Origin of the sequence: Acinetobacter bereziniae, assembly GCF_016576965.1 — a bacterium.
In the GTDB taxonomy this organism is placed as follows: domain Bacteria; phylum Pseudomonadota; class Gammaproteobacteria; order Pseudomonadales; family Moraxellaceae; genus Acinetobacter; species Acinetobacter bereziniae.
Genome location: NZ_CP066119.1, coordinates 4,383,360 through 4,397,772, shown reverse-complemented (window position 1 = coordinate 4,397,772; position 14,413 = coordinate 4,383,360). Strand labels below are relative to the sequence as shown.

The window sequence follows — 14,413 nt, the reverse complement described above, 5'->3', positions numbered from 1 at the left end:
ACACCAGTTTTTAAAAAGCAGGCTTATTAGTCTGCTTTTCAAGTATTAGGTGTCTAGTTTTTTAGACGATTGTCGATGCTGAGTTGTTTAACTCGTGTTCGACATAAACGAGGAAGAACAAATGGCTAAGGCTAAGTTTGAACGTAATAAGCCGCACGTAAACGTGGGTACAATTGGTCACGTTGACCATGGTAAAACAACTTTAACTGCTGCAATTGCAACTATCTGTGCAAAAACTTACGGCGGTGAAGCTAAAGACTACGCAGCAATCGACTCTGCACCAGAAGAAAAAGCACGTGGTATTACAATTAATACTTCACACGTAGAATACGATTCTCCAATCCGTCACTACGCTCACGTAGACTGCCCAGGACACGCCGATTATGTTAAAAACATGATCACTGGTGCTGCTCAGATGGACGGTGCGATCCTTGTATGTGCTGCGACTGATGGTCCAATGCCACAAACTCGTGAACACATCCTTCTTTCTCGCCAAGTAGGTGTACCTTATATTCTTGTATTCCTTAACAAGTGTGACCTTGTTGATGATGAAGAATTACTTGAATTAGTAGAAATGGAAGTTCGTGAACTTCTTTCTACTTATGACTTCCCGGGTGATGACACTCCAATCATCCGTGGTTCAGCACTTGCTGCACTTAATGGTGATGCTGGTCAGTATGGCGAATCTGCAGTTCTTGCACTTGTTGAAGCGCTTGACTCTTATATCCCAGAACCAGAGCGTGCAATCGACAAAGCATTCTTGATGCCAATCGAAGACGTATTCTCAATCTCTGGTCGTGGTACAGTGGTAACAGGTCGTGTAGAATCTGGTATCGTTAAAGTAGGCGAAGAAGTTGAAATCGTTGGTATTAAAGATACAGTTAAAACAACTGTAACTGGCGTAGAAATGTTCCGTAAACTTCTAGACGAAGGTCGTGCTGGCGAGAACTGTGGTGTACTTTTACGTGGTACTAAGCGTGAAGACGTACAACGTGGTCAAGTACTTGCTAAACCAGGTACAATCAAGCCGCACACTAAATTCGACGCAGAAGTATATGTACTTTCTAAAGAAGAAGGTGGTCGTCATACTCCGTTCCTTAACGGTTACCGTCCACAGTTCTACTTCCGTACAACTGACGTAACTGGTGCAATCCAATTACAAGACGGTGTTGAAATGGTAATGCCAGGCGACAACGTTGAAATGTCAGTAGAATTGATCCACCCAATCGCAATGGACCCAGGTCTACGTTTTGCGATCCGTGAAGGTGGTCGTACAGTTGGTGCTGGTGTAGTTGCTAAAGTAACTGCATAATCGCTAAAATGTTTTTTCTTACCGAGAGTTTCGGCTCTCGGTTTGCTTATTAGGTCAGTAGTTCAATTGGTAGAGCGTCGGTCTCCAAAACCGAATGTTGGGGGTTCGAGTCCCTCCTGACCTGCCAGTTTTTAAATAAAAAACTTGATGTCGGCTAAACTGGTCATATAATAAGTCGCGAAACCTACGACGAGTACAAAAATGTCGAACGATAAATCACGTGACGCAACAGGCGGCGCGGCAATTCCTCAAAGCAACAATTCAGCTGAAATGGTGAAGACAAGTTCTCCATTTGATTTTATTTTGTGGATCATTGCATTGGCTTTATTTGGCTGTGCTTTGATGACAAATCAATATCTTCCAGCGTATTGGGCACCAGCAAATAGTATCTGGGTGCGTATTGGGGTAATTATAGCTTGTATCATCGTAGCTTTAGGTTTATTATACGCCACCCATCAAGGCAAAGGCTTTGTTCGTTTGCTTAAAGATTCGCGTATCGAATTGCGTCGAGTCACTTGGCCTACGAAACATGAAACAGTAACCACTTCATGGCAGGTTCTCCTCGTTGTTGTAGTTGCCGCAATTATTTTGTGGTGTTTTGACTATATCATCGGTTGGTTTATGAAGTTTATTATCGGGTAAGAGAGCTATGAAACGTTGGTACATTATTCATGCCTATTCAGGCTATGAAAAACAAGTGATGCGTTCACTTAATGATCGAATCCAGCGTAGCGCTGTTGCTGATAGTTTTGGTGAAGTCCTTGTTCCTACCGAAGAAGTGGTAGAAATGAAGGATGGTAAGAAACGTAAATCAGAGCGTAAATTCTTTCCAGGCTATGTATTAGTTGAAATGGAAATGAATGATGAAACTTGGCACATTGTTAAAGAATGTCCAAAAGTATTGGGTTTCATTGGTGGTACAGCTGAAAAACCAGCACCAATTACGCAAAAAGAAGCTGATGCGATTCTTGCACGTGTGCACAACAAAGGTGAAGCACCTCGTCCTAAGACGATGTTCGAGCCGGGTGAAGAATTACTTGTTACTGACGGTCCATTCACAGACTTTAAAGGTGTGGTGGAAGAAGTTCAGTACGAAAAATCACGTTTAACGTTGACGATTAACGTATTTAATCGACCAACTCAAGTTGAATTGGAATTTCGCCAAGTCGAAAAAACAATTTAATTTGAATTGTTCAAAAGCGCCCGATTTGTTATGGATCGGGCATTGTTGTTGTAACGGTATCGTTACTTGAAAACTTGGGGAGCTCTAAAAGGCGTTTGTACCCAGAGGTAATTTGAAATGGCTAAGAAGATTGACGGCTATATCAAGCTGCAAGTTCCAGCTGGTAAAGCGAATCCATCTCCACCAATCGGTCCTGCACTAGGTCAACGTGGTGTGAACATCATGGCATTCTGTAAAGAATTCAATGCTGCTACACAAAAAGTTGAACCAGGTCTTCCAATTCCTGTAGTGATCACTGTGTACAACGATAAGTCGTTCACATTCATCATGAAAACTCCACCTGCATCTATTCTTCTTAAGAAAGCTGCTGGTATTCAAAAGGGTTCATCTGTACCAAACAAAACTAAAGTTGGTAAGTTGACTCGTGCTCAATTAGAAGAAATTGCGACTACTAAAGAACCAGATTTAACTGGTGCTGATTTAGACGCACGTGTACGTACCATTGCTGGTTCTGCGCGTTCTATGGGCTTGGAAGTGGAGCTATAAGACATGGCAAAGTTAACTAAACGTCAAAAAGCCATTGCTGCTGCTGTAGAAGCAAACAAAGTTTATACTTTGGAAGAAGCGGTACAAGTTCTTAGCAGCCTTCCTGCTGCAAAATTCAAAGAATCTTTGGATGTTGCGGTAAACCTAGGTGTTGATCCTCGTAAATCTGACCAAGTTGTTCGTGGCGCGACTACACTTCCTGCAGGTACTGGTAAAACTGTACGTGTAGCTGTGTTTGCTCAAGGCGCTGCTGCTGAAGCTGCTAAAGCTGAAGGCGCGGACGTTGTTGGTTTTGATGATCTTGCTGAAAGCATTCAAGCAGGTAACTTAGACTTTGATGTTGTGATTGCTGCTCCAGATGCAATGCGCGTTGTAGGTAAGTTAGGTACGATCCTTGGTCCACGTGGCTTAATGCCAAACCCTAAAGTGGGTACAGTAACTCCTGACGTTGCAACTGCAGTTAAAAATGCAAAAGCAGGTCAAGCACGTTACCGTGTAGACAAAGCGGGTATCATCCACGCTGCGATCGGTCAAGTAGGTTTTACTGCTGAAGCTGTTCGTTCAAACGTTGAAGCACTTATTGCTGACCTTAAGAAAGCAAAACCTGCGACTTCTAAAGGTATCTACATCCAAAAGATCACTTTGAGCTCAACGATGGGTCCTGGTCTTGTTGTAGACGTACAGAACGTTACTAAATAATTATTTTATAGATAATTATTTGCAATAAAAGAATTTTAAAGTCCTGAGTGAAGTTTAAAACATGGTTTTTAAACTTTGCGCAAAATGAGGAAAGCTTCATTCGAGGTTTTCTCATCTTGTGAGTTGGCAAGGTTTACTTGCTGATGGGTTCTCAGGCGGACTTTGAATTGATAGATGTAAGTTTATCAGCGTCAAAGACCTCAGGCGAGGCAGGTCTCAGGATTTGCTTCTTAAAATACCAGTCTGAGTAGACGCGGTGGTGTGATTGATTCCTCCTCCGCGTGTAAGTTGAGAAATTGACTTGCGAATTGGGAGTGCAGTCCATTTGTGGATTGCATAAATCACCGTTAGGAGGTTTTACAATGGCTCTTCTTATCGAAGACAAAAAACAGATCGTTGCTGAAGTAAATGAAGTTGCTTCTGTGGCGTTTGCTGCTGTTGTTGCTGACTACCAAGGTTTAACAGTAGAACAATTGACTACACTTCGCGTAGAAGCTCGTAAGTTAGGTGTTAAAACACGTATCGTGCGTAACACTTTGGCTAAGCGTGCACTTGAAGGTACTCAATTCTCTATTTTAGATGAGAACCTTGTTGGTCCAACTATTCTAGCTTTTTCAACTTCTGAAGACGACATGGGCGCAGCTGCTCGCTTGTTTGAAGATTTTGCTAAAACTAACAAAGCATTTGAACTTAAAGCTGCTGCATTTGATGGCAAAGTTTATCAAGGTGCAGATGTTAGCGTTATCGCAAATCTTCCAAACCAAGAAAAAGCACTTACTATGCTTGCCAATGTTCTTCAAGCTCCTATTTCGAAATTGGGTCGCCTTATTACAGCACTCAAAGAGAAAAACGAGTCAGAAGCAGCTTAAGCTTAAAAATTTTCACACACCATTCAATATCCATTTGGAGTTATTCTCATGGCTTTAACTAACGAAGAAATCTTAAACGCAGTTGCTGAAAAAACTGTTCTTGAACTTGTTGAACTTATTTCTGCTTTCGAAGAAAAATTCAACGTATCTGCAGCTGCTGTAGCTGTAGCTGCTGCTCCAGGTGCTGGCGCTGCTGCTGCTGAAGAGCAATCTGAATTCAACGTTGAGTTGACTTCTTTCGGTGCTAACAAAGTTGCTGTAATTAAAGCAGTTCGTGAAGCTACTGGTCTTGGTCTTAAAGAAGCTAAAGATCTTGTTGAAGGCGCTCCTTCAGTTGTTAAAGAAGCGGTTTCTAAAGAAGAAGGCGAAGAACTTAAGAAGAAACTTGAAGAAGCTGGTGCTACAGTTACACTTAAGTAATCTTAAGGGGAGTCGATTTTTTTATAATCGGCTCCACAAATTGGCTGATGGCTCTTGGGTCATCAGCCTTTTTGCGTTACAATAATCGGCTCGATTTTAGATTGATTGATATAAAAATCATCAATTTTTAAAATAAATAAACATAATCAAACGCTTACCAATATTTTTCAGTTTTAAAAATATTGTTAAGCGTTTTGTACCACTGAAATTTGCAGCATTTGTATAAAAGTGGTGGTCATATCGACCTGCGTAATTCCTTCTAAGTTCGTTCTGCAGGCGGGCTTAGTTTACTTTCCGAGGACTCCAGATGGCATACTCATATACCGAAAAGAAACGGATCCGTAAGAATTTTGGTAAATTGCCCCAAGTCATGCATGCTCCGTACTTGCTCGCGATTCAAGTCGACTCGTACAGAACATTCTTGCAAGATGGCAAAACTCCAAAAAATCGCGAAGATATCGGTCTCCAAGCTGCATTTCGTTCAGTTTTTCCTATTGAAAGTTATTCGGGCAATGCTGCTTTAGAATTCGTTGAGTATAGTCTTGGTAAACCAGAGTTTGATGTTCGCGAGTGTATTCTTCGCGGTTCAACCTTTGCGGCACCAATGCGCGTTAAAATTCGTTTGATCATCAAAGATCGTGAAACGAAATCTATCAAAGACGTACGTGAACAAGAAGTGTACATGGGTGAAATGCCACTCATGACTGAGAATGGTACTTTTGTAATCAATGGTACTGAGCGTGTAATCGTATCTCAATTACACCGTTCTCCGGGCGTCTTCTTTGATCACGATAAGGGTAAAACTCATTCAAGTGGTAAAGTGCTTTATTCAGCACGTATCATTCCTTACCGTGGGTCATGGTTGGATTTTGAATTTGATGCTAAAGACTTAGTATTTGTTCGTATTGACCGTCGTCGTAAATTGTTGGCGACTGTTATTCTACGTGCATTGAACTATAGCAATGAACAAATTCTCAATATGTTCTATGAGAAAGTACCTGTATATCTTGATATGGGTAGCTATCAGATTGACCTTGTTCCAGAACGCCTTCGCGGTGAAATGGCGCAGTTCGATATTGCAGACAATGACGGTAAAGTGATTGTTGAACAAGGTAAACGTATCAATGCACGTCATGTGCGTCAAATGGAAGCTGCGGGTTTAACTAAACTTTCTGTTCCTGATGAATACTTGTATGAGCGTATTACAGCTGAAGATATTACTTTACGTGATGGTGAAGTGATTGCTGCTAATACCATTTTAAGCCATGAAGTATTGGTTAAAATCGCTGAAGGTGGTGTTAAACAATTTAACATCTTGTTCACCAATGATATCGATCGTGGTTCGTTTGTTGCAGATACACTACGTGCAGATACGACAACAGGTCGTGAAGAAGCACTTGTAGAAATCTACAAAGTCATGCGTCCAGGTGAGCCACCAACAAAAGAAGCGGCTGAAAACTTATTCAATAACTTATTCTTCTCTACAGAGCGTTATGACTTGTCTCCTGTAGGTCGTATGAAGTTTAATCGTCGTTTGGGTCGTCCTTATGAAGTCGGTACAGATCAGAAGTCTCGTGAAGTAGAAGGTATTCTTTCTAACGATGACATCATTGATGTATTGAAAACATTGGTAGAAATCCGTAACGGTAAAGGTGAAGTCGACGATATCGATCACTTAGGTAACCGTCGTGTACGTTCTGTTGGTGAAATGACAGAAAACCAATTCCGTGTTGGTCTAGTTCGTGTTGAACGTGCTGTAAAAGAGCGTTTAAACCAAGCTGAAACAGATAACTTGTCTCCACAAGATTTGATCAATGCGAAACCAGTTGCAGCTGCAATCAAAGAATTCTTTGGTTCAAGCCAATTGTCTCAGTTTATGGATCAAAACAATCCATTGTCTGAAATTACGCACAAACGTCGTGTTTCAGCGCTTGGTCCTGGTGGTTTGACACGTGAACGCGCAGGCTTTGAGGTACGTGACGTACATCAAACTCACTATGGTCGTGTGTGTCCAATTGAGACACCTGAAGGTCCAAACATTGGTTTGATCAACTCACTTTCTGTATATGCAAAAGCCAACAACTTCGGTTTCTTGGAAACACCATACCGTAAAGTGGTTGATGGTCGTGTAACGGATGATGTTGAGTATTTATCTGCGATTGAAGAAGTAGGCACTGTAATTGCACAAGCCGATTCTGGTGTAGATAAAGACGGTCACTTGACTGAAGAATTCGTTTCTGTACGTCATCAAGGTGAATTCGTTCGTATGCCTCCTGAAAAAGTGACGCATATGGATGTATCTGCTCAGCAGGTTGTTTCTGTTGCTGCATCACTTATTCCATTCCTTGAACACGATGATGCGAACCGTGCATTAATGGGTTCAAACATGCAACGTCAGGCTGTTCCTACATTGCTTGCTGACAAGCCACTTGTTGGTACAGGTATGGAAGCAAACGTAGCGCATGACTCTGGCGTGTGTGTAATCGCAAAACGTGGCGGACGTATTGAGTTCGTTGATGCTTCTCGTGTTGTTATTCGTGTGAACGAAGATGAAATGATCGCGGGTGAAGCAGGTGTAGACATCTACAACTTGATCAAATACACACGTTCAAACCAAAACACTTGTATCAACCAAAAAGTTCTTGTGAGCTTGGGCGATAAAGTAGGTCGTGGTGACGTTCTTGCTGATGGTCCATCGACTGACGGTGGTGAATTAGCGCTTGGTCAAAACATGCGTGTCGCGTTCATGACGTGGAACGGTTATAACTACGAAGACTCGATCTTATTATCTGAGCGTGTACTTCAAGAAGACCGTTTGACTTCGATTCACATCCAAGAGTTGTCATGTGTAGCGCGTGATACCAAGTTAGGTGCAGAAGAAATTACTGCAGATATTCCTAACGTGGGTGAAGCAGCTTTATCTAAACTTGATGAATCAGGTATTGTTTATATCGGTGCTGAAGTTTCAGCAGGTGACATCCTTGTTGGTAAGGTAACGCCTAAAGGTGAAACACAATTAACACCTGAAGAAAAATTACTTCGTGCAATTTTCGGTGAAAAAGCTGCGGATGTAAAAGACTCTTCTTTACGTGTTTCTTCAAGCGTAAAAGGTACAGTGATTGACGTTCAAGTGTTTACACGTGACGGTATCGAGAAAGATGAGCGTGCTCAAGCAATTGAAAAAGCGCAACTTGATGCTTACCGTAAAGACTTGAAAGAAGAGTTCAAAATCTTCGAAGAAGCTGCTCGTGAACGTATTGTGCGTTTATTGAAAGGTCAAGAGTCAAATGGTGGTGGTACAACGAAACGTGGTGACAAGCTAACTGAAGACGTATTGTCTAACTTAGAGCTTGTTGATCTGTTAGAAGTTCAACCAGCAGACGAAGGTATTGCTGAGCGTTTAACGCAGATTCAAGTGTTCTTGAAAGAGAAGAGCCACGAGATCGATGAGAAGTTTGCTGAGAAAAAACGTAAACTTTCAACGGGTGATGAACTGACAACTGGTGTGTTGAAAGTTGTTAAAGTTTATCTTGCTGTTAAACGTCGTATCCAGCCTGGTGATAAGATGGCGGGTCGTCACGGTAACAAGGGTGTTGTATCAAACATCTTACCAGTTGAAGATATGCCGCATGACATCCATGGTGTTCCAGTGGATGTGGTACTTAACCCACTCGGTGTACCATCACGTATGAACGTGGGTCAGATTCTTGAAACTCACTTGGGTATGGCAGCGAAAGGTCTTGGCGATAAGATCGACAAGATGATGAAAGAGCAACGTACTGTTCTTGAACTTCGTGAATTCTTAGACAAGATTTATAACAAAGTTGGTGGCGAGCAAGAAGATCTTGATAGCTTGACTGATGAAGAAATCTTGGTGTTATCAGGTAACTTGCGTAAAGGTGTTCCTTTAGCTACACCAGTATTTGATGGTGCAGAAGAAGGACAAATCAAAGAGTTACTTGAACTTGGTGGTATCTCACGTACAGGTCAAACAGTATTGTATGATGGACGTACAGGTGAGCGTTTTGACCGCCCAGTAACAGTAGGTTATATGTACATGCTCAAGTTGAACCACTTGGTTGACGACAAGATGCATGCACGTTCTACTGGTTCTTACTCACTGGTGACTCAACAACCGCTTGGTGGTAAAGCACAATTCGGTGGTCAGCGTTTCGGTGAGATGGAAGTTTGGGCACTTGAGGCTTATGGTGCTGCTTATACACTTCAAGAAATGTTAACTGTGAAATCGGATGACGTTGAAGGTCGTACTCGCATCTATAAGAACATTGTAGATGGTAACCATTATATGGATCCGGGTATGCCTGAATCGTTCAACGTATTGACCAAAGAGATCCGTTCTTTAGGTATCAACATTGAACTGAAAAATGGTGACTAAATCCCCCTTGATCCCCCTTTGTTAAAGGGGGGATTTCCCTTCTTTCTTAAAGAGGGGGCAGGGGAGATTCCAAATCTCAGTGAAAAAACAATATTTGTGACCCAGCCGTAGAGAAAATGCCTCTTCGGCACACGGAGAAAAAAATTGAAAGACTTGCTCGATATCATGCGCAAAAAGACGGACTCAGACGGTCATGCTCCAGTAGAGTTTGATCGCATCCGTATTGGTCTTGCGTCACCAGAAATGATTAAGTCATGGTCTCACGGTGAAGTTAAAAAGCCAGAAACCATTAACTATCGTACGTTTAAGCCAGAACGTGATGGTTTATTCTGTGCCAAAATCTTTGGTCCAGTAAAAGATTACGAATGCTTGTGCGGTAAATACAAGCGTATGAAATACAAAGGCGTCATTTGTGAAAAATGTGGCGTTGAAGTAACAACTGCGAAAGTTCGTCGTGAGCGTATGGGTCACATCGAATTGGCTTCTCCTGTTGCTCATATTTGGTTCTTGAAATCATTACCAAGCCGTATCGGTTTACTTCTTGATATGACTTTGCGTGATATTGAACGTGTATTGTATTTCGAATCTTATGTGGTGACTGATCCAGGCATGACGCCAATGGAGAAGTACCAACTTCTTAATGATGAAGAATACTTTACTGCGTTAGAAGAACACGGTGATGAATTCAGCGCTAAAATGGGTGCTGAAGCAGTTCAAGACTTGTTGAAAGATATCGATCTTGAAGCTGAAATTTCTCGTTTACGTGAAGAAATTCCAAACACAACTTCAGAAACTAAGCTTAAAAAAGCGTCTAAACGTTTGAAGTTGATGGAAGCGTTCAAAGAGTCAAACAACAAGCCAGAATGGATGGTGATGAATGTACTTCCAGTACTTCCACCTGATCTTCGTCCGTTAGTACCGCTTGAAGGTGGTCGTTTTGCGACTTCTGACTTGAACGATCTTTACCGTCGTGTGATTAACCGTAACAACCGTTTAAAACGTCTTCTTGACCTTGCTGCGCCAGACATTATCGTACGTAACGAAAAACGTATGTTACAAGAGTCTGTCGATGCATTGTTAGACAACGGTCGTCGTGGTCGTGCGATTACAGGTTCGAACAAACGTCCGCTTAAATCTTTGGCTGATATGATCAAAGGTAAACAAGGTCGTTTCCGTCAAAACTTACTTGGTAAGCGTGTTGACTATTCAGGTCGTTCGGTGATTACCGTAGGTCCATCATTACGTTTGCACCAATGTGGTCTTCCAAAGAAAATGGCACTTGAATTATTCAAGCCATTCATTTTTGCGAAATTACAAGCTTCAGGTCAAGCAACTACCATTAAAGCTGCGAAGAAAATGGTTGAGCGTGAAACACCAGAAGTATGGGACGTTCTTGCATCTGTAATTCGTCAGCATCCAGTAATGTTGAACCGTGCGCCAACACTTCACCGTTTAGGTCTTCAAGCGTTTGAACCTATTTTGATCGAAGGTAAAGCGATTCGTTTACACCCACTCGTATGTGCTGCGTTTAACGCCGACTTCGATGGTGACCAAATGGCGGTTCACGTACCATTAACACTTGAAGCTCAGTTAGAAGCTCGTGCGTTAATGATGTCGACAAACAACATCTTGTCACCTGCAAATGGTGAGCCAATCATCGTACCTTCTCAGGACGTTGTATTGGGTCTTTACTACATCACACGTGATGCAGTAAACGCCAAAGGTGAAGGCATGGTGTTTGCGGACACACATGAAGTAAACCGTGCACTTGCGACAGGTCAAGTTGATTTACATGCTCGTGTTAAAGCGCGTGTACACCAAACAGTGATTGATGACAACGGTAACCGTGAACATCAAACTATTGTTGTAGATACAACACCGGGTCGTTGCTTACTTTGGGAAGTTGTTCCTGAAGGTATGGATTTCCAACAAATCAACGTAGAGATGACCAAGAAAAACATCTCTAAATTGATTAACTCTTGCTACCGTAAATTAGGTTTGAAAGATACTGTTATCTTTGCTGACCAATTGATGTACTTGGGCTTCCGTCAAGCAACACGTTCAGGTGTTTCTGTGGGTATGGAAGACATGTTGATTCCACCACAAAAGCAAGCAATTATTGAAAAAGCTGAAGTTGAAGTTCGTGAAATTGAACAACAATTCGAGCAAGGTTTCGTAACTGCTGGTGAGCGTTATAACAAAGTTGTCGATATTTGGGCGCGTACCAACGACCAAGTTGCAAAAGCGATGATGGATAACTTGTCATTCACAACTGTTAAAAATAAACAGGGTGAAGATGAGAAGCAAAAATCATTCAACAGTATCTACATGATGTCTGACTCTGGTGCCCGTGGTTCGGCAGCTCAGATTCGTCAGCTTGCAGGTATGCGTGGTTTGATGGCTAAACCAGATGGTTCGATCATTGAAACACCGATTAAAGCAAACTTCCGTGAAGGTTTGACAGTACTTCAGTACTTCATTTCAACACACGGTGCGCGTAAAGGTTTGGCAGATACAGCACTTAAAACTGCGAACTCGGGTTACTTAACACGTCGTCTTGTCGACGTAGCACAAGATTTGGTCATTACTGAGCCAGATTGTGGTACTTATGACGGTCTTGTAATGACTCCATTCATTCAAGGTGGCGATGTCATCGAGAACTTAGGTGCTCGAGTATTGGGTCGTGTACTTGCTGAAGATGTCAAGAAACCAGGTACAGATGATGTCCTTCTTCCACGTAACACATTGATCGACGAGAAACTTGCAACGTTCCTTGAAGATAACGGTGTTGACGAAGTTAAAGTACGTTCAGTTGTAAACTGTGCTTCAACATTCGGTGTATGTGCGAAATGTTATGGTCGTGACTTGGCTCGCGGTCACTTGGTGAATCCAGGTGAATCTGTTGGGGTTATGGCTGCACAATCAATTGGTGAACCTGGTACACAGTTAACCATGCGTACATTCCACGTGGGTGGTGCTGCAAGCCGAACTTCTGCTGCAAACAGTGTTCAAGTACGTAACAAAGGTACAGTTCGTTTCCATAACGTTAAAACTGTTCAACATGCCAAAGGTCATTTGGTATCTGTTTCACGTTCAGGTGAAATCGGTATTGCGGATGACTTAGGTCGTGAGCGTGAACGTTATAAACTTCCATACGGTGCGTCTATCTTGATCAAAGATGGTCAACCTGTAGAAGGCGGCGGTATTGTTGCAACTTGGGATCCGCATACACATCCATTGGTAACAGAAGTTGCTGGTAAAGCACGTTTCAGCCAAATTGCTGATGGTGTAACTGCAACATCGAAAACTGATGATGCAACAGGTATGACGACTGTTGAAATCTTACCTGTAACAGCTCGTCCTGCTTCTGGTAAAGATTTACGTCCTGCAATCGTGTTGGATACAACCGATGGCGGCGAACAGTTCTACTTCTTGCCACAAAATACAATCGTGACTGTTCGTGATGGCGAAACGATTGGTGTGGGTGATGTCATTGGTCGTGTACCACAAGAAACTTCACGTACTCGTGATATTACCGGTGGTCTGCCACGTGTAGCTGACTTGTTCGAAGCACGTAAGCCAAAAGAGCATGCGATCCTTGCTGAAATTTCAGGTGTTGTAAGCTTTGGTAAAGAAACCAAAGGTAAGAACCGCTTAGTGATTACACCAGATGATGGCTCTGAAATTTATGAAGAGTTGATTCCTAAATGGCGTACCATTAACGTGTTTGAAGGTGAGCATGTGAACCGTGGTGAAACCATTTCTGATGGTCCACAGAACCCACATGACATCTTACGTTTGAAAGGTGAAGTTGCATTAACCAACTACATCGTGAACGAAGTTCAAGACGTTTACCGCTTACAAGGTGTAAAAATCAACGATAAGCATATCGAAGTGATCGTGCGCCAAATGTTGCGTAAAGTTGACATTACTGATGGCGGCGATACAAGCTTCATCAAAGGCGAACAAGTGGATTACATCCGCGTTGTGGGCGAAAACCAAGCGGTATTGGCTCAGAACAAGTTCCCTGCGAAGTATGAGCGTCAATTGATGGGTATTACCAAAGCATCGCTTTCTACTGACTCGTTCATCTCTGCTGCATCGTTCCAGGAAACCACACGTGTGTTAACTGAAGCGGCTGTAACAGGTAAAGAAGATGATTTACGTGGCTTGAAAGAAAACGTTGTTGTAGGTCGCTTGATTCCAGCAGGTACTGGTCTTGCATACCACTTAGAACGTCGTCGTCAAGAAGCAGAAGCTGCTGAGCATGAGCTTGTAAATGACTTCTCCGAAGTTGATCAAGCATTCTCTCAGGCTTTAAACGAAGATTCTTTCTAAGTTAAACAGCTTTTGAAATGAAGAAGACGCCTCAGGGCGTCTTTTTTTATATAATCAAAAAATGGAAATTAAAATCAATCTAGAATGAAAATAAATACTGTAGTGAAGACCTTAACTTTGATGACGATTTGTCCATTATTGTTCATGATGTTGCTGCCTGTACCTGCATTAGAACATGGTTGGCAAATTGATATGATGCAATGGATCAATCAATTTTTAAAAATTCAAAGTACCACCACAGGTGAGCTGGAACAATTTAGCCTGTTTGTTAAGACCTACCTGAGCTTGCTGTGTCCACTGTGGGCGTTACTGATTATTTATGCGATATATAAAGACGATAAAGTTGAGCAACCTAAACTCAATCAGTTTAAACCTTTAGATGCGGTGATCATTTTTGCTTGTTTCTCATTTTGCATTGGCTTTGCAACGATACTGAGCCTATGGCATTTAAATCCTTCATTGGTGTCTATCCGTGTTAAAAACAGTTATTTATTTAGAATTTTGTATGAGTACAAATTGGGAATTATTTTGGCTGAACTGTTTTACTTTGGCATTCTCCTTTTAGCACTGACAGGGATTATAGGTGTTCTATTTGCAATCATCATCAATATCAAACAACGATTAATGTACAAGTCGGAATGATAAATTTT

General features: G+C 42.0%; 10 protein-coding genes and 1 tRNA gene. All 11 read left to right on the top strand.

Annotated features, from left to right (window positions below):
• Positions 1 to 121 precede the first annotated feature (121 nt).
• The 11 genes from tuf (at position 122) to I9192_RS20545 (ending at position 14,405) form a co-directional block, all read left to right on the top strand.
• Entirely contained in the window at positions 122 to 1,312 is a 1,191-nt protein-coding gene (gene tuf / locus I9192_RS20595) for an elongation factor Tu (protein ID WP_004718491.1), read from the top strand.
• Between the two features lie 51 nt (positions 1,313 to 1,363).
• A tRNA-Trp gene (locus I9192_RS20590) sits at positions 1,364 to 1,439 on the top strand.
• A gap of 74 nt (positions 1,440 to 1,513) precedes the next feature.
• Positions 1,514 to 1,954, top strand: coding sequence for a preprotein translocase subunit SecE (secE, locus tag I9192_RS20585; protein ID WP_004826233.1), 441 nt, complete (start codon positions 1,514 to 1,516; stop codon positions 1,952 to 1,954).
• A 7-nt stretch (positions 1,955 to 1,961) separates the two neighbouring features.
• Positions 1,962 to 2,495 carry a transcription termination/antitermination protein NusG gene (gene nusG / locus I9192_RS20580; protein WP_004718486.1) on the top strand — a complete coding sequence of 178 codons (534 nt, stop codon included), beginning with the start codon at positions 1,962 to 1,964 and terminating at the stop codon, positions 2,493 to 2,495.
• Positions 2,496 to 2,612: 117 nt separating this feature from the next.
• Positions 2,613 to 3,041 (top strand): 50S ribosomal protein L11, encoded by a 429-nt coding sequence (gene rplK, locus I9192_RS20575; protein WP_001074682.1) that lies wholly within the window; start codon positions 2,613 to 2,615, stop codon positions 3,039 to 3,041.
• A gap of 3 nt (positions 3,042 to 3,044) precedes the next feature.
• Positions 3,045 to 3,740, top strand: coding sequence for a 50S ribosomal protein L1 (gene rplA / locus I9192_RS20570; RefSeq protein ID WP_004826236.1), 696 nt, complete (start codon positions 3,045 to 3,047; stop codon positions 3,738 to 3,740).
• 362 nt (positions 3,741 to 4,102) lie between these two features.
• Complete coding sequence (gene rplJ / locus I9192_RS20565) at positions 4,103 to 4,609, top strand: 50S ribosomal protein L10 (RefSeq protein ID WP_004826238.1); 507 nt, start codon at positions 4,103 to 4,105, stop codon at positions 4,607 to 4,609.
• 48 nt (positions 4,610 to 4,657) lie between these two features.
• Positions 4,658 to 5,029: a 50S ribosomal protein L7/L12 gene (gene rplL, locus I9192_RS20560; protein WP_004826239.1), complete on the top strand. Its 372-nt coding sequence runs from the start codon at positions 4,658 to 4,660 to the stop codon at positions 5,027 to 5,029.
• A 307-nt stretch (positions 5,030 to 5,336) separates the two neighbouring features.
• Positions 5,337 to 9,425, top strand: coding sequence for a DNA-directed RNA polymerase subunit beta (gene rpoB, locus I9192_RS20555; RefSeq protein ID WP_004826241.1), 4,089 nt, complete (start codon positions 5,337 to 5,339; stop codon positions 9,423 to 9,425).
• A 144-nt stretch (positions 9,426 to 9,569) separates the two neighbouring features.
• Positions 9,570 to 13,763, top strand: coding sequence for a DNA-directed RNA polymerase subunit beta' (gene rpoC, locus I9192_RS20550; protein WP_004826243.1), 4,194 nt, complete (start codon positions 9,570 to 9,572; stop codon positions 13,761 to 13,763).
• 84 nt (positions 13,764 to 13,847) lie between these two features.
• Positions 13,848 to 14,405, top strand: coding sequence for a hypothetical protein (locus I9192_RS20545; RefSeq protein ID WP_005035283.1), 558 nt, complete (start codon positions 13,848 to 13,850; stop codon positions 14,403 to 14,405).
• Positions 14,406 to 14,413: the final 8 nt, after the last annotated feature.

Excerpts from the sequence above, each read along its gene's own strand:
- secE (WP_004826233.1), top strand. The coding sequence starts at position 1,514 with ATGTCGAACGATAAATCACGTGACGCAACAGGCGGCGCGGCAATTCCT.
- rplJ (WP_004826238.1), top strand. The coding sequence starts at position 4,103 with ATGGCTCTTCTTATCGAAGACAAAAAACAGATCGTTGCTGAAGTAAAT.
- rplK (WP_001074682.1), top strand. The coding sequence starts at position 2,613 with ATGGCTAAGAAGATTGACGGCTATATCAAGCTGCAAGTTCCAGCTGGT.
- rplL (WP_004826239.1), top strand. The coding sequence starts at position 4,658 with ATGGCTTTAACTAACGAAGAAATCTTAAACGCAGTTGCTGAAAAAACT.
- rpoB (WP_004826241.1), top strand. The coding sequence starts at position 5,337 with ATGGCATACTCATATACCGAAAAGAAACGGATCCGTAAGAATTTTGGT.
- I9192_RS20545 (WP_005035283.1), top strand. The coding sequence starts at position 13,848 with ATGAAAATAAATACTGTAGTGAAGACCTTAACTTTGATGACGATTTGT.
- rplA (WP_004826236.1), top strand. The coding sequence starts at position 3,045 with ATGGCAAAGTTAACTAAACGTCAAAAAGCCATTGCTGCTGCTGTAGAA.
- nusG (WP_004718486.1), top strand. The coding sequence starts at position 1,962 with ATGAAACGTTGGTACATTATTCATGCCTATTCAGGCTATGAAAAACAA.
- tuf (WP_004718491.1), top strand. The coding sequence starts at position 122 with ATGGCTAAGGCTAAGTTTGAACGTAATAAGCCGCACGTAAACGTGGGT.